The organism is Blastococcus sp. OS1-29 (assembly GCF_057628075.1).
In genome coordinates this window covers 87,807-112,121 of sequence record NZ_JBXXJK010000010.1, presented here as the reverse complement: position 1 = coordinate 112,121, position 24,315 = coordinate 87,807, and the positions used below count along the sequence as shown (strand labels likewise).

26 protein-coding genes are annotated in these 24,315 nt (G+C 73.3%); 6 read left to right on the top strand and 20 right to left on the bottom strand.

The window, feature by feature from the left end:
• Positions 1-373: 373 nt before the first annotated feature.
• The 9 genes from tyrS to argC form a co-directional block, all read right to left on the bottom strand.
• On the bottom strand, positions 374-1,666 hold the full coding sequence (tyrS, locus tag AC2H4J_RS22690; protein ID WP_487467188.1) for a tyrosine--tRNA ligase: 1,293 nt from the start codon (positions 1,664-1,666) through the stop codon (positions 374-376).
• A 151-nt stretch (positions 1,667-1,817) separates the two neighbouring features.
• Positions 1,818-2,462: a DNA-3-methyladenine glycosylase gene (locus tag AC2H4J_RS22685; RefSeq protein ID WP_487467187.1), complete on the bottom strand. Its 645-nt coding sequence runs from the start codon at positions 2,460-2,462 to the stop codon at positions 1,818-1,820.
• Positions 2,463-2,464: 2 nt separating this feature from the next.
• Positions 2,465-3,901, bottom strand: coding sequence for an argininosuccinate lyase (gene argH / locus AC2H4J_RS22680; protein ID WP_487467186.1), 1,437 nt, complete (start codon positions 3,899-3,901; stop codon positions 2,465-2,467).
• Between the two features lie 5 nt (positions 3,902-3,906).
• Complete coding sequence (locus tag AC2H4J_RS22675) at positions 3,907-4,437, bottom strand: arginine repressor (protein WP_487467185.1); 531 nt, start codon at positions 4,435-4,437, stop codon at positions 3,907-3,909.
• Positions 4,438-4,492: 55 nt separating this feature from the next.
• Positions 4,493-5,440 (bottom strand): ornithine carbamoyltransferase, encoded by a 948-nt coding sequence (argF, locus tag AC2H4J_RS22670; RefSeq protein WP_487467184.1) that lies wholly within the window; start codon positions 5,438-5,440, stop codon positions 4,493-4,495.
• A complete protein-coding gene (locus tag AC2H4J_RS22665) occupies positions 5,437-6,624 on the bottom strand; it encodes an acetylornithine transaminase (protein ID WP_487467183.1) in 1,188 nt (395 codons plus the stop codon). The genes argF and AC2H4J_RS22665 overlap by 4 nt, the downstream gene beginning before the upstream one ends.
• Positions 6,621-7,625, bottom strand: coding sequence for an acetylglutamate kinase (gene argB / locus AC2H4J_RS22660; protein WP_487467182.1), 1,005 nt, complete (start codon positions 7,623-7,625; stop codon positions 6,621-6,623). The genes AC2H4J_RS22665 and argB overlap by 4 nt, the downstream gene beginning before the upstream one ends.
• Positions 7,622-8,773 (bottom strand): bifunctional glutamate N-acetyltransferase/amino-acid acetyltransferase ArgJ, encoded by a 1,152-nt coding sequence (gene argJ / locus AC2H4J_RS22655; RefSeq protein ID WP_487467181.1) that lies wholly within the window; start codon positions 8,771-8,773, stop codon positions 7,622-7,624. Before argJ ends, argB begins: the two co-directional genes overlap by 4 nt.
• Positions 8,770-9,810, bottom strand: coding sequence for an N-acetyl-gamma-glutamyl-phosphate reductase (argC, locus tag AC2H4J_RS22650; RefSeq protein WP_487467180.1), 1,041 nt, complete (start codon positions 9,808-9,810; stop codon positions 8,770-8,772). Before argC ends, argJ begins: the two co-directional genes overlap by 4 nt.
• A gap of 143 nt (positions 9,811-9,953) precedes the next feature.
• Here argC and AC2H4J_RS22645 point away from each other — a divergent pair, with 143 nt between their 5' ends.
• Entirely contained in the window at positions 9,954-10,328 is a 375-nt protein-coding gene (locus tag AC2H4J_RS22645; protein WP_487467179.1) for a VOC family protein, read from the top strand.
• Positions 10,329-10,331: 3 nt separating this feature from the next.
• Here the strand turns inward: AC2H4J_RS22645 and AC2H4J_RS22640 are convergent, their stop codons facing one another.
• The 5 genes from AC2H4J_RS22640 to AC2H4J_RS22620 form a co-directional block, all read right to left on the bottom strand.
• A complete protein-coding gene (locus tag AC2H4J_RS22640; RefSeq protein WP_487467178.1) occupies positions 10,332-11,135 on the bottom strand; it encodes an SDR family NAD(P)-dependent oxidoreductase in 804 nt (267 codons plus the stop codon).
• On the bottom strand, positions 11,128-13,599 hold the full coding sequence (pheT, locus tag AC2H4J_RS22635) for a phenylalanine--tRNA ligase subunit beta (RefSeq protein WP_487467177.1): 2,472 nt from the start codon (positions 13,597-13,599) through the stop codon (positions 11,128-11,130). The genes AC2H4J_RS22640 and pheT overlap by 8 nt, the downstream gene beginning before the upstream one ends.
• Before the next feature lie 28 nt (positions 13,600-13,627).
• Complete coding sequence (pheS, locus tag AC2H4J_RS22630; RefSeq protein ID WP_487467176.1) at positions 13,628-14,695, bottom strand: phenylalanine--tRNA ligase subunit alpha; 1,068 nt, start codon at positions 14,693-14,695, stop codon at positions 13,628-13,630.
• Positions 14,696-14,902: 207 nt separating this feature from the next.
• Entirely contained in the window at positions 14,903-15,193 is a 291-nt protein-coding gene (locus AC2H4J_RS22625) for a DUF4873 domain-containing protein (RefSeq protein WP_487467175.1), read from the bottom strand.
• 2 nt (positions 15,194-15,195) lie between these two features.
• The gene (locus AC2H4J_RS22620) at positions 15,196-15,879 is read right to left on the bottom strand and encodes a TetR/AcrR family transcriptional regulator (RefSeq protein ID WP_487467174.1); all 684 of its coding nucleotides are present in this window, start codon (positions 15,877-15,879) and stop codon (positions 15,196-15,198) included.
• A gap of 61 nt (positions 15,880-15,940) precedes the next feature.
• On the opposite strand from AC2H4J_RS22620, the gene AC2H4J_RS22615 reads away from it, so the two are divergent.
• Entirely contained in the window at positions 15,941-16,879 is a 939-nt protein-coding gene (locus AC2H4J_RS22615; protein ID WP_487467173.1) for an AurF N-oxygenase family protein, read from the top strand.
• 24 nt (positions 16,880-16,903) lie between these two features.
• Here the strand turns inward: AC2H4J_RS22615 and AC2H4J_RS22610 are convergent, their stop codons facing one another.
• The 6 genes from AC2H4J_RS22610 to AC2H4J_RS22585 all read right to left on the bottom strand — a co-directional run bounded on the left by AC2H4J_RS22610 (position 16,904) and on the right by AC2H4J_RS22585 (position 20,847).
• Complete coding sequence (locus tag AC2H4J_RS22610; RefSeq protein ID WP_487467172.1) at positions 16,904-17,719, bottom strand: TrmH family RNA methyltransferase; 816 nt, start codon at positions 17,717-17,719, stop codon at positions 16,904-16,906.
• Between the two features lie 46 nt (positions 17,720-17,765).
• A complete protein-coding gene (gene rplT / locus AC2H4J_RS22605) occupies positions 17,766-18,152 on the bottom strand; it encodes a 50S ribosomal protein L20 (RefSeq protein WP_487467171.1) in 387 nt (128 codons plus the stop codon).
• Between the two features lie 36 nt (positions 18,153-18,188).
• Positions 18,189-18,383, bottom strand: a complete 195-nt coding sequence (rpmI, locus tag AC2H4J_RS22600; RefSeq protein WP_487467170.1) for a 50S ribosomal protein L35 — start codon at positions 18,381-18,383, stop codon at positions 18,189-18,191.
• Positions 18,384-18,486: 103 nt separating this feature from the next.
• Positions 18,487-19,158, bottom strand: coding sequence for a translation initiation factor IF-3 (infC, locus tag AC2H4J_RS22595; RefSeq protein WP_487467169.1), 672 nt, complete (start codon positions 19,156-19,158; stop codon positions 18,487-18,489).
• Positions 19,159-19,392: 234 nt separating this feature from the next.
• A complete protein-coding gene (locus AC2H4J_RS22590) occupies positions 19,393-20,298 on the bottom strand; it encodes an NADP-dependent oxidoreductase (RefSeq protein ID WP_487467168.1) in 906 nt (301 codons plus the stop codon).
• A gap of 66 nt (positions 20,299-20,364) precedes the next feature.
• Positions 20,365-20,847: a PH domain-containing protein gene (locus AC2H4J_RS22585; protein WP_487467167.1), complete on the bottom strand. Its 483-nt coding sequence runs from the start codon at positions 20,845-20,847 to the stop codon at positions 20,365-20,367.
• 52 nt (positions 20,848-20,899) lie between these two features.
• Here AC2H4J_RS22585 and AC2H4J_RS22580 point away from each other — a divergent pair, with 52 nt between their 5' ends.
• From AC2H4J_RS22580 to AC2H4J_RS22565, 4 genes are all read left to right on the top strand, one after another.
• Positions 20,900-21,946 carry an MBL fold metallo-hydrolase gene (locus tag AC2H4J_RS22580; protein WP_487467166.1) on the top strand — a complete coding sequence of 349 codons (1,047 nt, stop codon included), beginning with the start codon at positions 20,900-20,902 and terminating at the stop codon, positions 21,944-21,946.
• Complete coding sequence (locus AC2H4J_RS22575; RefSeq protein ID WP_487467165.1) at positions 21,925-22,524, top strand: uridine kinase family protein; 600 nt, start codon at positions 21,925-21,927, stop codon at positions 22,522-22,524. The genes AC2H4J_RS22580 and AC2H4J_RS22575 overlap by 22 nt, the downstream gene beginning before the upstream one ends.
• A gap of 18 nt (positions 22,525-22,542) precedes the next feature.
• Positions 22,543-23,658 (top strand): uroporphyrinogen-III synthase, encoded by a 1,116-nt coding sequence (locus AC2H4J_RS22570; protein WP_487467164.1) that lies wholly within the window; start codon positions 22,543-22,545, stop codon positions 23,656-23,658.
• A gap of 76 nt (positions 23,659-23,734) precedes the next feature.
• The gene (locus AC2H4J_RS22565; RefSeq protein ID WP_487467163.1) at positions 23,735-24,241 is read left to right on the top strand and encodes a flavodoxin domain-containing protein; all 507 of its coding nucleotides are present in this window, start codon (positions 23,735-23,737) and stop codon (positions 24,239-24,241) included.
• Positions 24,242-24,315: the final 74 nt, after the last annotated feature.

The following is a 24,315-nucleotide window of genomic DNA, read 5'->3' as shown; positions in this document are numbered from 1 at the left end:
CGCCAGCGTTCGTCCTGAGCCAGGATCAAACTCTCCGTAGATGATTTGATCGCGGCTGAGAACCAAGAGTTGGCACTCTCGATTTCAATCAACCAAAGGAATCCCCACCCCAACCACAAGTGAACCAGGGCACGGGGTTATTACTTGGCACTGACTTTCGGCACGCTGTTGAGTTCTCAAAGAGCGGACGCGCACGAACCCCGGCCTTCCGGCCTTCGTTCGAGGCGGCTTCTCGTGTGGCGCCGCACAACGATCAGCCCCCGCAGGAGCGTCTCGCTGGCCCCAGACGGGGTCTCGCGCGGCGCAGAGAGAAAGTTACTGGCGTACGGGGCCCGGTGTCAAACCGTTCGGCTGGTGACCCCGGACACCCCGGTCAGGCCCCCGCAGGCGTCGTCCGCCGGACCCCTGCGACGGAGCGCTTCCCCTTCCGGAGCACGAGCCAGCCCCCCGCCAGCCAGGCGTCGTCCGCAGGCGCCACGTCGGCGTCGGTGACGCGCACGTTGTTCAGGTACGCCCCGCCCTCCTTCACCGTCCGGCGCGCCTCCGACAGGCTGCCCACCAGTCCGGTCTGCTGGAGCAACGCAGCGATCGACGGCACCTCGCCGTCGACGGTCACGGCGCCGGCCTCGGTGAGCGCCGCCGCGAGGGTCGCCTCGCCCAGCGTCGCGAGGTCGTCACGGCCGAACAGCGCCCGGCCCGCGGCCTCGGCCTGGGCCAACTGCTCGGGTCCGTGGACGAGGGTCGTCAGCTCCTCTGCCAGCGCGCGCTGGGCGGTCCGGGCCGCGGGCCGCTCGATGCTCTCGGTGATGAGAGCCTCGAGCTCTTCCGCCGGCCGCTCGGAGAACAGCGGCAGCCAGGCGCGGGCATCCGCGTCGTCGGCGTTGAGCCAGAACTGGAAGAAGGCGTAGGGCGAGGTCAGCGTGGGGTCGAGCCAGACCGAGCCGCTCTCGGTCTTCCCCATCTTGGTGCCGTCGGCCTTGGTCACCAGCGGGGTCGACAGGGCGTGCACCTTCGCGCCCTCGGTGCGGCGGATCAGGTCGATGCCGGCGGTGAGGTTGCCCCACTGGTCGGACCCGCCGGTCTGCAGCGTCACCCCGTGACGGCGGAACAGCTCGAGGAAGTCGTGCGCCTGCAGGATCTGGTAGCTGAACTCCGTGTAGCTGATGCCGGCCTCGGAGTTGAGCCTGGCCGACACCGCCTCCTTGGCCAGCATCTGGCTGACCCGGAAGTGCTTGCCGATGTCCCGGAGGAAGTCGATGGCCGACAGCGGCGCCGTCCAGTCCAGGTTGTCGACGTAGATCGGGCCCTTCAGGCCGTCCCGCTCGGCCGGCAGGTCCAGGAAGGGAGCCACCTGCTCGCGGATGCGCTGGACCCAGCCGGCGACGACCGACGGGTCGTTCAGCTGCCGTTCCGCCGTCGGGCGCGGGTCGCCGATCAGACCGGTGGCGCCCCCGACGAGGACGACGGGCTGGTGCCCGGCGCGCTGCAGGGCCCGCAGCACCATGAACTGCAGCAGGCTTCCCACGTGCAGGCTCGGCGCGGTCGGGTCGAAACCGCAGTAGTAGGCGACCGGCCCCTCGGCGAGCGAGGCGCGCAGCGCGTCCTCGTCGGTGCTCTGGGCGATCAGCCCGCGGCGGTGCAGCTCGTCGATCACGTCTTCCGTCACGGAACTCTCCTCGCTTCGCTCGTCGGTTCCGTGCCGACGCGTGCTGTGTCCCTGCGTGACCTCGCAAGCTCGGTCACGGAACTTCTCCTCGCTTCGCTCGTCGGTTCCGTGCCGACGGTGCTGTGTCCCCTCTGTGACCTCGCAAGCTCGGTCACTGGACCCCATCCTGCCCGGCGCGCGAACGACGAGGCTTGCCACCCGCCCGGAACACGCTCACCGACGGCGCATCCGTCTCCCAGAACCGCCATGGCAGATCGGTGGCCACGCTGATCCCGACCCGGGGGCCGGTCGAGATCGCCGCCGGAACCGGGCCCCCGCGGTGCAGCCGGATGGCCGAGTCGGCGGACAGCAGGTCGGTGGCGAGGTCGTCCCGGCCGATCGCCAGGGCCTGGGTCAGCCGGGCGGGGCCGCCGGCGAGGTCACGGGCAGACCGGGCGGCCGGACGACGCGACCGTGCCAGCTGCTCCCCCGCCACGATCTCGCCGGCGCGCAGCAGCACCGCCTCGCCGTCGCCGTCGGCTCCCACCACGACGTTCGCGCACCAGTGCACGCCGTAGGAGAAGTACACGTACAGCCGCCCCGGCGGCCCGAACATGATCGCCGCACGCGGCGTCGGGCCGCGGTGCGAGTGCGCCGCCGGGTCGATGCCGGAGCCGGAGTACGCCTCCACCTCGGTCAGCCGGAGCGCAACAGTCCCCTCCGGGCGCTCGCTGACCAGCCAGCAGCCCAGCAGCGACCGCGCCACCTCGTCGGCCGGCCCGATCAGCTCGGCTGCCGTCAGCAGCGGACCCGGCACGCTCAGAGTGCGGCCGCCACGGGCGAGGACAGCGACCAGTCGGCGTGCTCGGTGGCCAGCGTCTTCAGCGCCGTGAGCTGCTCGGCCACCCGCTCGGGCGCCGTCCCCCCGCGGGCCTTGCGAGCGGCGAGAGCTCCCGGCACCGACAGGACCGATCGGACGTCGGGCGTGAGCCGCTCGTCGATGCCGGCGAGCTGGTCGTCGTCCAGCTGGTCGAGCTCGAGCCCGGCCTGCTCGCAGAAGGCGACCATCGCACCGGAGATCTCGTGCGCCGAGCGGAACGGCACCCCGGAGGAGACCAGCCACTCGGCCACGTCGGTGGCCAGGGCGAAGCCCTGGGGCGCCGCGGCCTCGAGCACCTCGGGCCGCAGGGTGAGCGTCGCGACCATGCCGGTGACGGCCGGCAGCAGGAGCATCAGCTGCTCCATCGAGTCGAAGACCGGCTCCTTGTCCTCCTGCAGGTCGCGGTCGTAGGCCAGCGGCAGGCCCTTGAGCATGGTCAGCAGGCCGGTCAGGTTGCCGACGAAACGGCCCGACTTGCCGCGGGCCAGCTCGGCGATGTCCGGGTTCTTCTTCTGCGGCATGATCGACGACCCCGTGGCCCAGGCGTCGTCCAGTCGCGCCCAGCCGAACTCGGTCGACGTCCAGAGGCAGACCTCCTCCCCCAGCCGGGAGAGGTGGACGCCGAGCAGCGCCGCAGCGAAGCAGAACTCGGCGGCGAAGTCACGGTCGCTGACGGCGTCGATCGAGTTGTCCGCGGCGCGGTCGAACCCGAGCTCGGCGGCGACGGCGTCCGGGTCGAGTCGCAGGGACGAGCCGGCCAGCGCGCCGGCGCCCAGCGGGCTGACCGCCGTCCGCTTGTCCCAGTCCTGGAGCCGGTCGACGTCGCGGGCGATGGAGTGCGCGTGCGCCAGCAGCTGGTGAGCGATGAGCACCGGCTGCGCGTGCTGCAGGTGCGTCATGCCCGGAGCCGCGACGTCCTGGTACCGCTCGGCCAGACCGAGCAGGGCGAACTCCAGCGACGACAGCTCCGCCACGAGCGCCCGGACGTGATGCCGCAGGTACAGGCGCAGGTCGGTGGCCACCTGGTCGTTGCGGCTGCGCCCGGCCCGGAGCTTGCCGCCGAGGGTGCCGAGCTTCTCGGTGAGCCCGCGCTCGAGTGCCTCGTGCACGTCCTCGTCGCTCTCGATCGGCGCGAACGTGCCGGCGGCGACCTCCGCCGACAGCTCGGTCAGCGCGCCGACCATCTGCCCGAGTTCGTCGTCGGTCAGCAGCCCGGCGCGGTACAGGACCCGTGCGTGGGCACGGGAGGACGCCAGGTCGAACGGCGCGAGCCGCCAGTCGACGTCCGTCGACTTGGACAGGGCGGCCATGGCCGGCGACGGCCCGCCACCGAATCGGCCGCCCCAGAGCCGGGTCTGCGAGGGGGCGCCGCTCATGGGATTCAGCTCTCTTCCAGGTCGGACTTCAGTTCCGGGTATGCCGCGGGAACACGCTCGGACAGCGCACGCAGACGGTCGGCCAACGCGGGACCGCCGTCCGGTTCCCGGGAGATGCACAGCACAGTGTCGTCGCCCGCGATCGTGCCCAGCACGTCGGGGAGGCCGACCTTGTCGAGGGCGGAGGCCAGGAACTGCGCGGCGCCGGGCGGGGTGCGCAGGACGGCGAGGTTCGCGCTGCCGTCGGCGTGGGTGAGCAGGTCGGCCAGCAGTCGGGTCAACCGGGCCGGCGCGGCCTGCGCCGGTCGCAGCGGCGCGTTCTCGGGCGGCAGGACGTAGGACGCCGGTGCGCCGTCCGACCCGCGCAGCTTCACCGCGCCCAGCTCCTCCAGGTCCCGCGACAGCGTGGCCTGGGTGACCTCGATGCCCGACTCGGCGAGCAGCGCGGCGAGGTGGGTCTGGGACGTCACCGGCTGGGCCTCGATGAGCGTCGCGATGCGCGCCTGCCGGGCCGAGCGCGTGAGCCCGGCCGTCATGCGCGGTCCAGCAGCCGCGACGTGGCGTCGGAGGCACAGAGGCGACAACCCCCGGTCATGACGCACGCTCCAGGAGCCAGATGAGAACAGCCTTCTGGGCGTGCAGCCGGTTCTCGGCCTCGTCCCAGACCGCGCTCTGCGGCCCGTCGATGACCGCGGCGGCGATCTCCTTGCCCCGGTACGCAGGAAGGCAGTGCAGCACGACGGCGTCGTCGGCCGCCCGTGCCAGCGCCGCCTCGTCGACCGCGTACGGCAGGAGCGGAGCTACAAGATCGCGGTACTCGTCCGCAGTGCTCGTTTCGCTACCCATCGAGACCCAGGTGTCGGTCGCCAGGACGTCGGCGCCCTCGGCGGCCGCCGCGGGGTCGGCGGTCCAGAGCACCGAGCCGCCAGTCTCGGCGGCGATCTCCTCCGCCCGCTTCAGGACGGCGGGGGCCGGCTGGAACTCCGACGGCGAGCCGATCCGCACGTGCATGCCGGCCGTCGCGCCGCCGAGCAGGTAGGAGTGGGCCATGTTGTTGGCGCCGTCACCGAGATAGGTGAGCGTCAGCCCGGCCAGCGAGCCCTTGCGCTCGAGCACCGTCTGCAGGTCGGCCAGGATCTGGCACGGGTGGTACTCGTCGGTGAGCGCATTGACCACCGGCACGCGGCTGACCGATGCCATCGCCTCGATGCGCTCCTGGCCGAAGGTGCGCCAGACGATCGCGGCGGCCTGCCGGTCGAGGACGCGGGCGGTGTCCTCCAGCGGCTCCCCGCGGCCGAGCTGGCTGCTGCCGGCGTCGATCACCAGCGGGTAGCCCCCGAGTTCGGCGACGCCCACGGAGAACGAGACCCGGGTGCGGGTGGACGGCTTGTCGAAGATCACCGCGACCGCGCGGGGACCGGCCAGCGGCATCGGCGCCTCGGCGGTGTGCCGGGTGCGCTTGAGCTCGGCGGCCAGCGCAAGGACCTCGGCCTGCTCGGCGGGGCTGAGGTCGTCGTCCTTCAGGAAGTGCCGGGTCATGACGTCGTCTCCAGCGCAGGGTCGAGGGCGGCGGGCAGGGCGGTGACGAAGGCGTCGACCTGCGCGTCGGTGAGCACGAGGGGCGGGGCGAGCCGCAGCACGCCCGGGGCGACGGCGTTGGTGAGGAAACCGGCGGCCCGCAGGTTGGTCTCGAGGGCGCCGGCGACGTCGGCGGTGAGGACGACGCCCAGCAGCGCACCGCGCCCCCGGACGGCGGAGATGCCCGGGTGTCCGAGCGCCTCGATGCCGGCGGTGAACCGGTGCTCGAGTTCCTTGGCGCGTTCGAGCAGGCCCTCGTCGCGGATGACGTCGAGCACCGCCAGCGCGGCCGCCGCGGCGATCGGGTTGCCGCCGAACGTCGAGCCGTGGGCCCCCGCCGTCATCAGGTCGGCCGCCTCGCCGAACGCGAGCGTCGCCCCCATGGGCAGACCCCCGCCGAGCGCCTTGGCCAGGGTGATGAGGTCCGGCTGCAGCCCGTCGGCCTGGTGCATGAACCAGGAGCCGGTGCGCCCCATGCCGGTCTGCACCTCGTCGAGCGCGAAGAGCGCACCGGCGTCGGCAGCGGTCGAGGCGGCCGCCGCCAGGTAGCCGGACGGCGCCGGCAGCACGCCGCCCTCCCCCAGCATCGGCTCGAGCAGCACCATCGCGGTCTGCTCGGAGACCGCCCCAGCCAGGGCGTCGACGTTCCCGAACGGCACGTACTCGACGCCGCCGGGCAGCGGCGCGAAGGCCGCGGCCTTGGACGGCTGGCCGGTGAGCGCGAGGGCGCCCATCGTGCGGCCGTGGAAGGCGCCCTCGGCGGTGATCACCTGGGGGCGTCCGGTCAGCCGGCTGATCTTGAAGGCCATCTCGTTGGCCTCGGCGCCGGAGTTGCAGAAGAACACCCGCCCCGGCCGGCCGGCGAGGTCGAGCAGCCGCTCCGCCAGCTGCAGGCCGGGCTCGTGCATCGCCAGGTTGGAGACGTGCCCGAGCTTGTGCGCCTGCTCGCTGATCGCCTCGACGACCTTTGGGTGCGCGTGGCCGAGAATCGTCGTCGCGATGCCGCCGAGCAGGTCGGTGTACTCGCGGCTGTCGACGTCCCAGACCTTCGCGCCCTCGCCGCGCGCGAGCGCGACCGGCGGCGTCTTGTAGTTGTTCATCATCACGGCCGACCAGCGGGCGGCCAGCTCCTCGGTGCGTGTCACGGTGCTGACCCCTCCCTCGTGTCGGCCGGGACGACCATCGTCCCGGTGCCTTCGGTGGTGAACATCTCCAGCAGGAGCGCGTGCGGCATGCGGCCGTCGACGACGGTCGCGCGCTTCACTCCCCCCTCGACCGCCCGCAGGCAGGCGGCCATCTTCGGGACCATCCCGGCGTCGAGCGCCGGCAGGATCTCGGCGAGCTCGCGGGCGTCGATCTGCTCGACGAGCGAGTCGCGGTCGGGCCAGTCGGCGTAGAGGCCCTCGACGTCGGTGAGGACGACGAGCTTCACCGCGCCCAGGGCGACGGCCAGCGCCGCGGCGGCGGTGTCGGCGTTGAGGTTGTGCAGCTGTCCCGTCGCATCGGGGGCCACGCCGGAGACGACCGGGATGTGGCCGGCCTCCAGCAGCGCCCGGACCGGTGTCGGGTCGACGGCGGAGACCTCGCCCACGTAGCCGATGTCGACCGGTTCGCCGTCCACGACGGCCTGGGTGCGGACGGCGGTCATCAGCCCGCCGTCCTCACCGGACAGGCCCACTGCGCGACCGCCGTGCTCGTTGATCAGGCCGACCACCTCGGGGCCGACCTGCCCGACCAGCACCATGCGGACGACGTCGATCGACTGCTCGGTCGTCACCCGGAGGCCGCCGCGGAACTCGCTGGGGATGCCGAGCCGGGTCAGCATCGACGAGATCTGCGGGCCGCCGCCGTGCACGACGACGGGCAGGATGCCGCAGGTCCGCAGGAAGACCATGTCCTCGGCGAAGGCGCGGCGGCAGGCGTCGTCGACCATCGCGTGGCCGCCGTACTTGATCACCACGACGTTGCCGTGGAACTCCTTGAGCCACGGCAGCGCGCCGGTGAGGACGGCGACCTTCTTCGCGTCGCCCTCCGGGTCGTTCTTGCGCATGACCCGACGGGTGCCGACCTTCTTCGGTAGCCGCCGCTGGGGGGCGGGCTCGTCGATGCGGACGTCGGGGGGCGTCGGGTCCTGGTGGGTGCTCATGTGGAGTACGCCGAGTTCTCGTGCACGTAGGCGATGGACAGGTCGTTCGTCCAGATGGTCGCCTGCTCGCTGCCGGCCTTCAGGTCGACGTCGATGGTGATCTCCCGGCCGGTGAGGTCGACGCCCTCGCGCGGGTCGCCGATCGAGCCGCCCCGGCAGACGGTGATGCCGTTGATGGTGACGTCGACCTGGTCCGCCTCGAACGCGGCGTCGGTGGTGCCGATCGCGGCGAGTACCCGGCCCCAGTTGGGGTCGTTGCCGAACAGCGCCGTCTTGAGCAGGTTGTTGCGGGCGCAGGCGCGGCCGGCGGTGAGGGCATCCCGGACGCTGGCGGCGTTCCGGACCGTGATCGCGATGTCCTTGGTGGATCCCTCGGCGTCGGCGAGCAGCTGCATGGCGAGGTCGGTCGCCGCGGCGGTGAGCGCCTCGGTGAACTCCTCCGCCGTCGGCGTGATGCCGCTGGCGCCGCTGCTCATGACGATCACGGTGTCGTTGGTGGACAGGCAGCCGTCGGAGTCGACCCGCTCGAAGCTCACGCCCGTGGCGGCCTTGAGCGAGGTGTTCAGCAGGTCGGTGGGGACCACCGCGTCGGTCGTGAGGACGACGAGCATCGTGGCGAGGCTCGGCGCGAGCATCCCGGCGCCCTTGGCCATGCCGCCGATGCACCAGCCGTCCCGCTGCTGGACGGTGGTCTTCGGGACGCTGTCGGTCGTCATGATCGCCCGGGCGGCGTCGGCTCCGCCGTCCTCGCTCAGTCCCTTGACCGCCTCGCTGACCCCGGCGGTGAGCTTGTCCATGGGCAGCCGGACGCCGATCAGTCCGGTGCTGGCGACCGCGACGTCGATCGCCCCGAGGCCGAGCTCGGCCGCGGCGTGCTCGGCGGTGGCGTGGGTGTCACCGAAGCCCTCGGGCCCGGTGCAGGCGTTGGCCCCGCCGGAGTTGAGGACGACGGCCCGCGCCCGCTCGCCCGCGAGCACCTGACGGCTCCACTGCACGGGCGCGGCCGGGAAGCGGTTGGTGGTGAAGACGGCCGCGGCGGCGTCGTCCGGACCGTGGTTGAGGACGACGGCGACGTCCGGGTCGCCGCTGGACTTGAGCCCGGCGGCGACGCCGGCGGCGGAGAACCCCTTGGGTGCTGTCGTACTCACGGCGCGACTCCTACCGTCGGCAGGCCGGTGGTCTCGGGCAGGCCGAGGGCGAGGTTGGCGCACTGGATCGCCGCTCCCCCGGTGCCCTTGGTGAGGTTGTCGACCGCGGCGACCACGATCAATCGCCCAGCCGCCTGGTCCACGGCGATCTGCAGCGCGACAGTGTTGGCGCCGAGCACCTGCGCGGTGGTCGGCCACTGCCCCTCCGGGAGCAGGTGCACGAACGGCTCGTCGGCATAGGCCTTCTCGTAGGCGGTCCGGGCCGCCTGCGCGTCGGTGCCCGCGGCGAGCTTGGCCGAGCAGGTGGCGAGGATGCCGCGGCTCATCGGGACCAGGGTGGGGGTGAAGCTGACGCTCACGGCGCGCCCGGCCGCCTGGGAGAGGTTTTGGATCATCTCGGGCGTGTGGCGGTGCACCCCGCCGACGCCGTACGCGCTGACCGCGCCCATGACCTCGCTGCCCAGCAGGTGCGGCTTCGCGGACTTGCCCGCGCCGCTCGTGCCGCTGGCCGCGACGACGACGACCTCGGGCTCGATCAGGCCGGCGCCCAGCGCCGGCGCGAGCGCGAGGGTGACCGAGGTCGGGTAGCAGCCGGGGACGGCGACCCGCTTCGCGCCGGTCAGCTGCTCGCGCTGACCCGGCAGCTCGGGCAGGCCGTACGGCCAGGAGCCGGCGTGCGGGCCGCCGTACCAGCGGTCCCAGGCGGCCGGGTCGGTGAGCCGGTGGTCGGCACCGCAGTCGATGACGAGCGTCTCCGCGGGCAACTGGTCGGCGATGGCGGCCGACTCGCCGTGCGGGAGGGCGAGCACGACGACGTCGTACCCGGACAGCGACGCCGCATCACTGGGCTGGACGACCATCTCGGCGTACGGCAGCAGGTGCGGCTGGAGCTCGCCCAGGCGTCGGCCGGCGCTCGCGTTGGCGTGCACCCCGGCCAGCCGGAGGCTCGGATGCCCGGCCAGCAGCCGGCACACCTCGCCCCCCGCGTACCCGGTGGCGCCGGTGACCCCGACCGTCCACGTCTGCCCTGTACTCACGATGCATGACCATACACGGCCATGCATGACCGCTCACATGGGTTTCCGTTGCCGCTTCGTCGAGTGTCGACCTACCGTCGTCTCCCGGCCGTCGAGGCAACACCAGCCCGACAATGGACGACGAGTGGGTGCAGGATCGGCCGGTGCGCGCCCGACTGCACCACCTGGTCCTCGACTGCCCCGACCCGAGGGCGCTCGCGGAGTTCTACGCGCGACTGCTGGACCAGTCGATCACCTACGACAGTGACGAGTTCGTCGTGGTCTCCGTCGACGACCGAACCTCCGGCCTCGCCTTCCAGCGGGCGGCCGAGCACCGCGTGCCGACGTGGCCCAGCCCTGAGATACCGCAGCAGATGCACCTCGACGTCATGGTGGAAGACCCTGCTGCCGCCGGCGAGGAGGTGCGCCGGCTCGGAGCCACGCGCTTGGACGGCGACGTCTATGCCGATCCGGCGGGTCATCCGTTCTGCCTCATCCGCCGACCGCACTGGGCGGCGCCGCTGGACTCACCCGGCTAGCGGTCAGGCCAGAGGGTCGTCGTCCCCGTAAGGACGCAGCCGCAGCTGACGGGCGGAGCCCTCGGGCGTGACGCCGCGGAGTGCATCGAGGTCGTCGACGCCCACCCGAATGAAACGACCAGACCACTGGTCCAGTTCACCGGCGGCGATCGCGGCCATGAACTCGACCACCTGCTCCGGAGGGGTCCACTGGGTGCGCCCGCGCCACTTCGCCATCGACCGCGTCATCGGGGTGTCGACGACGCCCGGGGCGACGTCGAACGCGCGCACGTCGCTGCCCTCGAGGCCGGCGGCCAGCGCCTCGGTGATGCGCATCAGCCCGGACTTGGCGACGGCGTAGGCGGAGTACTCAGGCTGCGCGGCCAGCCCCTGCCCGCTGCCGAGGTTGACGATGCGACCGCGGTTGCGCAGCAGCATCCACGGCACGACGGCGCGGCAGAGCAGGTAGCCGCCGCGGATGTGGCTGGAGACGACGTCCCACCACTGGTCGGGGTCGGTCTCCCAGAGCGGCACCTCGAACTCGTCGATGAGCCCCGCGTTGTTGATCAGCAGGTCGATCGGGCCGAGCTCCTCGGCGACCCGCCGGGTCGCCTCGCCCACGGCGGTCCGATCGGTGACGTCGGCCGCGACCGCGAGCGTGCGGCCACCGGTGGCCTCCGCCACCTCGGCCATGGCGGCGGTCAGCCGGTCCTCGGTGCGCGCGAGCCCCGCCACGGCCATGCCGCGGGCGGCCAGCCCTTCGACGAGGTGCCGGCCGATGCCGCTGGACGCGCCGGTGACCAGGGCGACGCCGCTGAGCTCACCCACGCAGTTCGGCTCCCGTCGCGGACCGGGCTGCGGCCACGGCAGCGTCGCGCACCGCCGTCGCCTCCTCGCTGGTGAGCGTGCGGTCCGGCGCGCGCAGGGTCAGCGCGTAGGCGAGCGACCGGGCCCCGGCGGGCACCGGTGTCCCGCGCCAGACGTCGAAGAGCCGCACGTCCTCCAGCAGCTCCCCCGCCCCCGTGCGCACGGCCGCCACCACCTCGGCGGCCGGAACCTCGTCCGGCACCACCAGCGCCAGGTCGATCAGCACCGGCGGGAACGCGGAGATCGACGGTCCGACCGGCACCTCGGCGCCCGGCAGCGCGTCCAGGTCCAGCTCCATGACCGACGTGCGCGCCGGCAGCTCCAGCGCCGCGCACACCCGCGGGTGCAGCTCGCCGGCGTACCCGATCACCTGGTCACCGACGAGGAGCTCGGCGCAGCGACCCGGGTGCCAGGGCGCCCGCTCCCCCGCCCGCACGGTCAGCTCCACGCCCGAGGCGGCGGCCACCCGGCGCGCGGCCTCGACGGCGTCCGACCAGCCGGCCGGGCGCCCCGGTCCCCACCAGCCGCGGGGCTCGCGGTTGCCGGTCAGCGCGACGGCCACGTGCCACGGCTGCTCCGGGACGGCGCCCAGCAGCGCGGCCAGGGTCTCGTCGTCCGGACGGCGGTCGACACCCGGCAGCGGCGCGGGCCTACGCACACCGCCCGGGAACACCGCGCCGTGCTCGAACAGCGCCAGGTCGCGCTGCCCGCGGGAGAGGTTGCGCGCCAGCGTCGCGAGCAGGCCGGGCAGCAGCGTCGTCCGGAGGCCCGGCTCCTCCTCCGACAGGGGGTTGCGGACGACGACCACCTGCCGCCGCTCGTCGTCCGCTGCCAGCCCGAGCGCGTCGAGCGCTGCCGTCCCGACGAACGGATAGGACGGGGCCTCCACGTACCCGGCCTCGGCCAGCGCGCGACCGACGCTGCGACGGCGGCGCTGCACCTCGGTGAGCCCCCGGCCGGGGGGCGCGGTCGGCAGGACGGACGGGACGTCGTCGTAGCCGGCGAGCCGGATGACCTCCTCGACCAGGTCGGCCGGATCGGTGAGGTCGGGACGCCAGGACGGCGGGGTGACCGCCAGCGGGCTGCCGCTCGTGTCGACGTCGCAGCCGACCGCGCCGAGGAGCTCGACGACCTGGGCGGCCGTGTAGGGCAGGCCGGCGACCTGGGCGGGCTTGGCCGCGTCCAGCGGGATCGACGGCCGCGGCCCGCGGGTGTCGACGTCGACCACCCCGCCGACGACCCGCGCGCCGCCGTACTCGGCGAGCAGTTCGGCCGCCCGGGCCAGGGCGACGACGGTCATCTCCGGGTCGACGCCGCGCTCGAAGCGCTTGGCGGCCTCGCTGGGCAGCCGGTGCCGGCGGGCGGTGCGGGCCACACCGGTGGGCTCCCAGTGCGCCGCCTCCAGCAGCACCGCCGTGGTGCCGTTCCCGATCTCGGTCGAGGCCCCGCCCATGACCGCGGCCAGGCCGATCGGGCCGGTCTCGTCGGTGATCAGCAGGTCGTCGTCCGAGAGCTTGCGGGTGGTGCCGTCCAGCGTCGTCAGCTTCTCGCCCTCGCGGGCCAGCCGGACGGTGATCGGCCCGGTGACGGCGTCCCGGTCGAAGGCATGCATCGGCTGGCCGAGCTCGAGCATCACGTAGTTGGTGACGTCGACGGCCAGCGAGATGCTGCGGACGGCGGACTGCGCCAGCCGCTGCCGGATCCACCACGGCGTCGGCGCGGTCGGGTCGAGGCCCTCCATCGCGAGCATCGAGAACCGGTCGCAGCGGTCGGCGTCGGCCACCCGCACGTCCCAGGCCGGCTCGCCGGACCACGCGGGCGGGGTGACCGACCCGGGGTCGCGCCAGTCCGTGCCCAGGCCGGTGCCCATCTCGCGGGCGATCCCGCGCATGGACAGGCAGTAGCCGCGGTCGGGGGTGACCGCGAGCTCGATGACGACGTCTTCCAGCCCGACGACCGGACCGGCGGGCGTGCCCGGCGGCGGCACGTCGCCGCCGTCGGCCCCCAGGACCAGGATGCCGGTGTGGTCCTCGCCGAGGCCCAGCTCGCGGACCGAGCAGATCATCCCGTCGGAGACGTGGTCGTACGTCGTCCGGGCGGCGATCTCGAAACCGCCGGGCAGGACGGCGCCCGGCAGCGCGACCACCACGGTGTCGCCGGCGGCGAAGTTGCGCGCCCCGCAGACGATGCCGCGCGGCTCAGCCTCCCCGACGTCGACCTGCGTGTAGCTGATCGGCTTCTTGAAGCCGGTCAGCTCCTCGATCTCCAGGACCTTGCCCACGACGAGCGGCCCGGTGACCTCCGCGGGGCGGTGGATCTCCTCCACCTCGAGCCCGAGGCGGACGAAGGCGGTGTCGAGGTCCTCGACGGACGTTCCCGCGGGAACGTCGACGTACTCGGCCAGCCAGCCGATGGGGACCCGCATTACTCTGTCTCTCCCTCGTGACGGTTGGTCACTGGTCTACCCCGAAAGCCTTCGTGAACCGGACGTCGCCCTCGACGATGTCGCGCATGTCGCCGACGCCGGAGCGGAACTGCAGGGCACGCTCGATGCCCACGCCGAATGCGAAGCCCGAGTACTCCTCGGGGTCGATGCCGCAGGCGATCAGGACCCGCGGGTTGACCATCCCGCAACCGCCCCACTCGACCCAGCGCGGGCCGTCGCGGTGCTCGGGGAACCAGACGTCGAACTCCGCCGACGGCTCGGTGAACGGGAAGTAGGACGGCCGCCAGCGGGTGACGGCGTCCGCGCCGAAGAGCGAGCGCGCGAGGTGGTCGAGCGTGCCGCGCAGGTGGGCCATGGTCAGCCCGCGGTCGACCGCGAGGCCCTCGACCTGGTGGAAGACCGGCGTGTGCGTCGCGTCGAGCTCGTCGGTCCGGTAGACGCGGCCGGGCGCGACGACGTAGATCGGCGGCGTCCGGGACAGCATCGTGCGCGCCTGCACCGGGCTGGTGTGGGTGCGCAGCACCAGGCCGGAGTCCGCCGGCGCCACGAAGAAGGTGTCCATCATCGTGCGGGCCGGGTGGTCGCGGCCGATGTTGAGCGCGTCGAAGTTCAGCCACTCCGCCTCGAGCTCCGGGCCGTCAGCCACCTCGTAGCCCATGCCGACGAAGATGTCGGCGATCCGGTCGGTCAGCGTGGTCAGCGGGTGACGGGCGCCGCGGGGGGCGCGGTCCCAGGGAAGGGTGACGTCGACCCGCTCCTCGGCCAGCACCCGGGCGTCGCGCTCGACCTCGAGCTCGGCCAGCCGCGCCTCGTAGGCCTCGGTGACGGCGAGCCGGGCGGCGTTGACCCGCTTGCCCGCCTCGCTGCGGGCCGCCGGGGGCAGCGCGCCGAGCTCGCGGCGCGCCAGCAGCACGGGCGCGCGGTCGCCGAGGTGCGCCGGCCGGACGAGCGCCAGCGCCTCCAGATCAGCGGCTCCGTCGAACGCCGTCCGAGCGGCCTCGACCGCGTCGTCGAGCGCCTCCGGGGAGAGCGCGGCGACCTGCTTGGGGTCGTAGGGATCGTTGGCGCCAGACACGGGAGGCCATTCTGCCCGCCTCGGGTTCGACTCCGCGTCCGGGTTTGGTGGGCGGCGTGGTCCACGGCGCATGGCCTCGGTCCTCCCTCGCCCCATGGGGTCCTCCCCCGCGGCCGACCATGAGGGAGGACCCCGGACGATCAGGGACGCTGATCGACATCGCAGAGGGAATGGGCACCGTCGTCCTCATCACGCTGCCCGACTGCTTCAGCCGTTCAGCAGCTCCACCGGGAACGGCGGCCGGCCCAGCCCGCTGAGCCGGGTGTTCCCCCAGGCATCGGCCTCGGTGGCGTCGGCGCGGGCGGAGCCGAACGGTGTCGTGAGCTCGACCGCGGTGCGCGGGGCCAGCGCGACGTCGATCCGCCCACTCCAGACGACGTGGCCGGCCAGCGGGTCGAAGCGGGCGGCCAGCGCGGCGGTCGCCGTCCGTGGCGGAGCGCCGTCCGCCACGACCGTGACCGCGCCCTCGTAGCCCTCGCCGGTCTCGTTCCCCTCCATCGTCAGCGCGGGGGCAGGAGCGTGGACAGGCCCCCGTCGGCGAGGGCCACCAGCTGCTCGACCAGTTCGCCGGCGGGGACGGTGCGAGCCGTCGACCACCAGTGCGCGGCCAGTTGCACCATGCCGACGACGCCGTAGGCCCAGGTGCGCGCGCCACCCGTGGAGCGGCCGGCGTCGACCAGCCGGGTCGACATCACGACTGCCAGGGCCTCGGCGATCTCGTGCTCGGTGGCGGCGACGAGGTCGGCCCGCCCCGAGCGGCCGGCCTGGGCGTAGGCGAAGCGGTACAGCTCGGGCTCGTCCTCGATGAGCGACACGAACGCGGCGATGACGGCGCGCAGCGAGGCCCGGTCGTCGGCGTGCTCGACCGCGATCTCGCCGAGCAGCCGCGGCAGCAGGATGACCGTCGAGATCCGTTCCAGGACGGCGTCGACCAGCTCGTCCTTGTCGGTGAAGTAGCGGTAGATGACGGTCTTGGAGACCCCTGCGCTGCGCGCGACGTCGTCGACGGCGAAGTCGGGTCCGGCGGCCCGGACGGCCTCCACGGCGGCTGCGACGAGGTCCTCGCGGCGCGCGCGCCGGTGCTCGGTCCAGCGCGCGCGCCGTCCGTCCTGATGTGGCAGCGGAGCCTCGATCGGCTCACCGGAGCGCGGTGGCGCACCCGGAAGATCTGCTACGCGTTGCATGTGTTTCACGGTAACAGCTACCTTTCATCACAGCCGTACTCGACGTCTGGGGGAATCCGCCGTGACCGCCACCCTGTCCACTCCTATGCCCACCGAGAGCGCAGGACAGTCGGGCAAGAGGCCTGTCGATCGTCAGGCCCTGTCCGCCCGCCTCCTCGGGTCGGCCGCCAAGAAGTCCTACGACCCTGTCGTCGACATCGACTGGGCCGCTCCCATCCCTGAGCGTCTCTACGGTCTGTCACCCGAGTGGTCGACGCTGTACGGCACGCCGCTGTGGGACGCATTGACCGAAGAACAGCGAGTCACGCTCACCATCCACGAGTACTGCTCGATCTCCGGCGTCGGCATCTGGTTCGAGTGCCTGCTGATGCAGCTCGTGCTCAAGGACATCTACGGCGAGGACCCCGCCCAGCCGCACGTGCAGTGGGCGCTGACCGAGATCGCCGACGAGTGCCGGCACTCGGTCATGTTCGCCCGGACGGCGCAGAAGTTCGGAGCGCCGTCGTATCAGCCGCCGGCGTCGATCCTCCGCCTGGGCAAGGCGTTCGTGGCCCGCGCCGACGGGCCGGCCGCCTACGCGGCGATCCTCGTGGCCGAGGAGATCCTCGACATCTTCCAGCGCGACCTGATGAAGGACGAGCGCGTGCAGCCGCTCACCCGGGCCACCAGCCAGATCCACGTCGTCGAGGAGGCCCGGCACATGCGGTTCGCCCGCGAGGAGATCGCCCGCCGGACGCCGGACCTCTCGAACTGGCAGCTGCGCCGGCACCGCACCGCGGTGGCGTCGGTGGCAGCGATCGTCGCCGACAACCTGGTGCAGCCGGGGGTCTACGCCTCGGTGGGGTTGGACCCGGCCGAGGCGAAGGCGGCTGCTCGCGCCAACCGGCACTACGGCGACAAGCTGCGCGACGCGTCCACCGGCCTGGTCGCCTTCCTCCGCGACGTCGGCCTGGTCGGCGGCGCCTCGGAGTTGCTCTGGAAGCGCGCCCGACTGGTCTGAGGGACTTTCTGTACAGAAAGTCCCTCAGCCCTGGGCGAGCTGGGTCGTGTAGAGGCAGATGGCGGCGGCCGCGGCGAGGTTGAGGCTCTCGGCGCGGCCCCGCATCGGAATGCGCACGCGGGCGTCGGCGAGCCGCGCCAGCTCGGCAGGGACGCCGCGCGCCTCGTTGCCGAACAGCCACAGGACCCGGCCGGCGAGCTGGCTGGTCAGCTCGTCCAGCGCGGCCTCTCCCCCACCGTCGGCGGCCAGCACGGTGACCCCGGCAGCCCGGAGCGCCGGGATGAGCTCCAGCAGCGGCGCACCACGAACGACGTCGACGTGGAAGAGGCTGCCCGCGCTGGCGCGCACCGCCTTGCCGCCGTACGGGTCGGCCGAGCCCGCGCCGAACACCACGGCTCCGGCACCGCAGGCGTCCGCCGTCCGCAGGATCGTGCCGGCGTTGCCGGGATCGGCGAGCTCCGACAGCGCGACGGTGAGCCGCGGCGGAGCTGCGGTCAGCGTGTCGGCGGCGACGTCCCGGAGCGTGCAGACGGCGACCAGCCCCTGCGGCGTGACCGTCTCGGACAGCCCCGCCGCGGCCTTCTCGGTGATCAGGCGGACCGGCACGGACGTCTCGGCGAGCAGGTCGCGGTGCGCGGACGCCGCGGCCTCGGTGGCGAAGACCTCCCGCACGCCCGCGGGGTCGGCGAGTGCCTCGACGACGGCCTGCCGGCCCTCGGCCAGGAACAGCCCGGCGGCGTCGCGGCCCGCGCGACGGGTGAGCTTGCGCGCGGCCACGATCCGGGTGGAGCGCTCGGTGAGCGGCTCTTCGTGCGCCGAATGCGACGAACTCGTGGCCATCAGCGGTCGATGGCCACGAATTCGTCGCACTCGCGGTGTGCTGCGATCAGGCAGCGTCGGTCGCGGCGGCCGGAGCGGCGGCCACGGCGGCGCGGGCGGTCTCCACCAGCGCGGCGAAGGCGGCCGGCTCGTTGACGGCCAGCTCGGCCAGAACGCGGCGGTCCAGCTCGATGCCGGCGAGCTTGAGCCCCTGCATGAACCGGTTGTAGGTCATGTCGTTCAGCCGGGCCGCGGCGTTGATGCGGGTGATCCACAGCTTGCGGAAGTCACCCTTGCGCGCCTTGCGGTCGCGGTAGTTGTAGGTCGCCGAGTGGAGCAGCTGCTCCTTGGCCTTGCGGTACAGGCGCGAACGCTGACCGCGGTAACCGGCGGCGGCCTCGAGGGTCGTCCGGCGCTTCTTCTGGGCGTTGACCGCCCGCTTCACGCGTGCCACGTGAGTACTCCTGTCGTCTCGTCAGTCAGAGGAGGGTCAGAGACCCAGCAGCTTCTTCATGCGCGGGGCGTCCGCCGGCGAGAGGACGCCGATGCCGCTCACCCGGCGCTTGCGCGAAGACGACTTCACCTCGAACTTGTGCTGGTTGTTCGTGTGCTCGCGCACCAGCTTCCCGCTGCCGGTCACGCGCACGCGCTTCGCGGCGCCCTTGTGGGTCTTCTGCTTCGGCATGTCCCTCGTCCTGTTCGTGTGGTGTCGGCGCGCGCGGGCCAGCACGGGCTGACCTCGTGCGCACCGGCCGTCTCGGTGGTGCAGTCCTGCGGTGTGCGGCCGATCAGGCGCTGGGCGCCTGCTCCTCGGCCGCGGATGCCTTCTCCGCCTTGGCGGACCGGCGAGCGGCGTCGGTCGCTGCCTGGTTCCGGTGCGGAGCGATCACCATGACCATGTTGCGGCCGTCCTGCTTCGGGTTGGACTCGACGACGCCGAGCTCGGCGACGTCGGCCGCCAGCCGCTGCAGCAGCCGGTAACCCAGCTCCGGGCGCGACTGCTCGCGGCCACGGAACATGACCGTGATCTTGACCTTGTCGCCGCCCTTGAGGAAGCGCTCGACATGGCCCTTCTTGGTCTCGTAGTCGTGCGGGTCGATCTTGAGGCGCAGCCGCATCTCCTTGATGACGGTGAGCGCCTGGTTCCGCCGGGCCTCGCGGGCCTTCTGGGCGGACTCGTACTTGAACTTCCCGTAGTCCATGAGCTTGCAGACCGGCGGCCGGGCCATGGGAGCGACCTCGACGAGGTCGAGCTCCGAGTCCTGGGCCAGTCGCAGTGCTTCGCCGATCGACACGACGCCGACCTGCTCACCCTCGGGACCGACCAGGCGGACCTCGGGGACACGGATGCGGTCGTTGATGCGGGGCTCGGTGATGGCCTCTCCTCTGCTCTTGCCTGTGAGGAGTCTGCGGCCCGTCCCGACGCCGGAGAGGACGAAGGCCCCGGAGCTCGCGCTCACGGGGCCCGTCTCACCGGTCTGCGCACCGGGTGGTGCGCACCGCGACAACCGGCCGGGGCCGGTTCTCGCGATCCGGGGACCTGAACGCCTGGACGGCGTCAGGTGGGAGCGGGCTCCTCTTGGATCAGCGGCCCGGAGGCCGCTGGATGGTTCGCGTGCCCCTCTGTAGCAGGGAGGCATTTCTCAGACTACAGCGTCCCGGACGCACAGGTCATTCCCGGCCCCCCAGCCGTCTCACGGGCGGACGCCGATGATCGTCTTACCCTGGCGCCGCCCTGTCGGGTTGAGGGCCGCCACCGCATCGTCGAGGGGCGCGACGGTGCCGATGTTCGTCCGCAGTCGCCCGTCCCGCACCCGCTGCACGACCTCGCCGAGCTGGGCGCGATCGGACTCGACGACGAAATCGACCGTCCGGCCGTCCGCCGGCCGGGCCTCGGTCGGTCCGACGACGGTCACCAGCGTTCCTCCGGCCCGGATCAGTGCGACCGACCGCTGCTGGACGTCGCCGCCGATGACGTCGAAGACGAGGTCCACCCCGGCGGCGTCGCCGAGGGCGTCGTCGTCGAGGTCGACGAACTCCTGCGCGCCGAGGTCCAGCACCTTCTCGCGGTCGGCAGCGCGCCCGGTGCCGATGACGTACGCACCGGACTCACGCGCGAGCTGCGTCACCATCGACCCGACGGCGCCGGCCGCGCCGTGCACGAGCACGCTCTGCCCCGCCCGAAGGCGCCCGTGCTCGAACAATCCCTGCCACGCGGTCAGCCCCGAGATCGGCAGGCTCGCACCGACCGTGAAGTCGACGTCGCCGGGCAGTGGCGCGAGGTTGCGCGCCTCCACGGCCACGTACTCCGCAAGCGTGCCGTCGCGGTGCCAGTCCGTGAGGCCGAACACCCGCTGCCCCACCGACAAGCCTGTCGTGCCGTAGCCGAGGGCGGTGACCACCCCGGCCACCTCGTGCCCGGGGATCGACGGCGTCCGGTCACGGTCGCGGCGATCGGTCCAGGTCGACGGCCACGCGAGCTCGGTCGGCACGAATCCCGACGCATGGACCTCGACGACGACGTCGTTGATCGCGGCGGCCGGCTCGGGCCGCTCCTCCAGCGTCATGCCGGCCGTTCCCGCAGCCTGGTCCGTCACCACGATCGCCCTCATCACGCACCTCCCGCATCGAGTCCTCGCCGCGCCACTCGGGTGGACCGGATCGTCTCAGTCGTCGTAGAGCAGGGGCGGACGGACCGGCTCCTTCGCGTGCGCGGCGGCGAGCAGGCCACGCAGGCCCTCGACCGCCTGCACCGCGTGCTGCTTGTCCACGGCCTGGACGGCGACCAGCGCGACCTCGTCCCCGTTCCGGAGCACGAGCGAGGCCCACGGCGACTTCCGCTCGAACGCGACGGCCCGGATCGCCGTCCAGGGCAACGCGTGCCCGAGGCCGACGTTCCGGAACCGGATGCCCTCGGCGTCCGCGTCGACCCGCGACCGGCCCAGCGCGAGCAATCCCGCGCCCAGGACGAGCCCGAGGCCGCCGATGGCGAACTGGTCGGCCGTGCCGAACCGGACGACCCCGGTCGACGACGACTTGAGCGTGAGGGCGACGTACGTCATCACGACGACGACGACGGCAGCGGCGAGCGCGCAGAGCTGCCGCATGCGGCGGGGAACGGCGGAGACCGGCGCGGGGGAATCGCTCACGTCACCATGCTCCCAGCACTCGCGCCCGGCACGGCTGGCAGAGTGCAGCGACGTGGAGATCACCGGGACGGCCCAGCACGAGGCGTGGCAGGACAAGGCCCTCCCCCCGGTCGAGCAGTTGCGGGCGGACCTGTGGTCGGTCCCGGTCCCGATGGACGGGCCGCTGCGCTACGTCAGCGTCTACGCGTTCGCCCTGGACGGCGGCGGCCTCGGCCTGATCGACACCGGCTGGGGCAGCGACGAGAGCTGGGCCGCGCTGCAGGCCGGGCTCACCTCCATCGGGGGCAGCGCGGCCGACGTCCGTGGCGTCCTGGTCACCCATCTGCACTTCGACCACCTCGGGCTGGCGGAGCGCCTTCGGCAGGCGTCCGGCGCCTGGGTGGCGATGCACCCGGCGGACGCCGTCGTCGTCGGCTCGCCGTCGGTGCGCGACCCCGCAGCCTTCGTCGCCGCCGAGGTCGACTTCCTCGTGTCGCTCGGCGCGGCCCGCGACGAGGCGGTCGAGGACGTCGGCCCCACCGAGGACCTGGGGCACTTCAGCCGGATGGCCGTGCCCGATCGCCTGCTCGAGGACGGCGACCACGCCGACTTCCCCGGCTGGCGGCTGCGGGCCGTCCACACCCCGGGCCACACGCCCGGCCACCTGTGCTTCGCCGAGGAGCGGACCGGGCTGCTGTTCTCCGGGGACCACGTCCTCCCCCGGATCAGCCCGAACATCTCCAGCACCCACACCGGGACCCCCGACCCGCTGCGGGACTACCTCGACTCCCTGGCCGCGGTCGGCGGCGAGGAGCCGACGGAGGTCCTGCCGGCCCACGAGTGGCGGTTCCGCGGCCTGCGCTCGCGCACCGACGAGCTCACCGCCCACCACGAGCACCGGCTCGCCGAGCTGCTCGACGCGATCCGCGACAATCCCGGCAGCACGCCGTGGCAGCTCGCCGCCCACCTCACGTGGTCGCGGCCGTGGGAGCAGTACGAGCGGCGGATGCGCATCTTCGCCGTCACCGAGACCGACGCACACCTGCGGCTGCTCTCCAGCCGTGGCCTGGTCGTCAGTGACGGCGGCGCGGTGCCGACGTGGACCCTGGCCGTCCGCTGACCAGCTTCGCCGAACTGGCGGAGCGGGTGCGCGCGGCCCCGGCGCGGCTGGGCGCGACCCGCCTGGTGTGCGTCGACGGGCCGGCGGGGTCGGGCAAGACGACCTTCGCCGGCCGGCTGGTCGCGGCACTCGGCCCCGGCACCGCGGTGGTGCACATGGACGACGTCTACGCCGGCTGGACCCTCGACGGCGCGGTCGACCGGCTGGTCGCCGGGGTGCTCGAACCGCTGGCCGCCGGCCGCCCCGGCGCCTACCACCGCTACGACTGGGCGGCGGATCGGTTCGAGGACGTGCCGACCGCGGTTCCGGTACCCGAGGTGCTGGTCGTCGAGGGCTGCGGCAGCTCCCCGCGCACGCTGGACGACCGGACGACGTTGCGCATCTGGGTCGAGGCGCCGCGGCAGCTGCGGCTGGCCCGCGGGCTGGCACGGGACGGCGCCGACCTCGCCGATCACTGGCACCGCTGGCAGGAGACCGAGGCCGCGGAGTTCGGCCGCGAGGCCACCCGCGCCCGCGCCGACGTCCGGGTCGACGGCGCGTTCCCCGGTGCCGGGCAGACCTTCGCCCCGCTCGCCTGAGGACGGCACCATGGCGGCGTGACGCAGACCCCCGCCGACGACGCGGTCCCGGCCCTGGCCGGATACACCGTCGCGGTGACCGCCGCCCGCCGCAAGGAGGAACTGGGCGCCCTCCTCGACCGCCGCGGGGCCCGCGTGATCTACGCGCCGGCCATCCGGATCGTCCCGCTCTCCGACGACGCCGAACTGGTGGCGGCGACACGCGAGGTGCTGGCCGCGCCGGTCGACCTGGTCATCGCGACGACCGGCGTCGGCTTCCGCGGCTGGCTGGAGGCCGCCGACGCCTGGGACCTGCCGCTGGTCGAGCACCTGCTCCCCGCCCGGGTGCTGGCCCGCGGTCCCAAGGCACGCGGGGCGATCCGCGGGGGTGGCCTCGTCGACGCCTGGTCGCCGGAGTCCGAGTCGTCCGCGGAGGTGCTCTCGCACCTCCTGTCGGGCGCCGAGGGTCCGCTGGCGGGCCGCCGCATCGCCGTCCAGCTGCACGGCGACCCCCTGCCCGACCTGGTCGCCGGGCTGCGCGCGGCCGGCGCGGAGGTGCTGACCGTGCCGGTCTACCGATGGGTGCTGCCCGAGGACCTCGCGCCGGTGCGGACGCTGGTCGCGACGATCGTGGCCGGCGGGGTCGACGCGGTGACGTTCACCAGCGCGCCGGCGGCGGCCGGTCTCCTCGCCGTCGCAGCCGACCTCGGCCAACAGGCGGCGATGGTGCGCGCCTTCAACGACCGGGTGCAGGCGATCGTCGTCGGTTCGGTCACCGCCGGCCCGCTGGACGCCGCCGGCATCCCGAGCCGGCAGCCCGAACGCGCCCGGCTCGGCGCGCTCGCCCGGGAGGTGGTCGCCCGGCTGCCCGAACGGGACCCGGTTCTGACCGTCGGCGGCCACACGCTGCAGGTGCGCGGCTTCGCCGCCGTGCTCGACGGACGGCTGATCGAGCCGGCGCCGGGCGCGATGGTGGTGCTGCGCGAGCTGGCGCGCCGTCCCGGGCACGTCGTCCCGCTCACCGAGCTGATCGCCGCCCAGCCCGGCGGCGGCGACGGAGACGCGGTCGAGAGGGCGCTGACCGGGCTGCGCGCGGCCCTGGGCGCACCGGTCGTCGAGACCGTCGTCACCCGGGGGTACCGCCTGGCGGTCTGACCCGCGCCAGGGCCTCTGGTCGGCCGGTTCCGGCGCGGCCACAATGCGGTCGTCGACGTGGCGAGGGGAGCCGGTCATGACCGTGTTGGTGGCGTACGCCAGCCGTCGAGGGGCCACCCGCGGGATCGCCGAGCGGATCGCCGCCCGGATGCGGGCCGACGGCCTCGACGTCCACCTGGACCCGCTGCTGGGTCGCGAACAGGTGGGGCGGTTCCAGGCCGTCGTCCTCGGCAGCCCGATCTACTCGCACGTGTGGGAACAGGAGGCGGTCGACTTCTGCCGCCGCAACGCGACCGCGCTGGCCGGGCACCCGGTGTGGACCTTCAGCGTCGGCTGGCCGGCCCACGGCGGCACGGCACCCCCGGAGGACGCCCGCAATCTGGCGGAGGTGCACCAGCTGGTCGCCGTCCGCGAGCACCGCTTCTTCCTCGGGGCGCTGGATTCCGCGGAACTGCCGGTGTTCCAGCGGCTGCTGTTCCGGATGCGGGGCCGAACGACGGGCGACCTCCGTGACTGGGGAGCGATCGAGGCCTGGACCGACGAGATCGTCCGCCGGCTGACCTCGAGCCCGAGCACGATCTGACGGGTCCGACCGTGCGCTGCGGCGCCGGGCAACGGTGGGCCGGCCACGCGAGGAGCTCACCGAGAAGCCGCCCC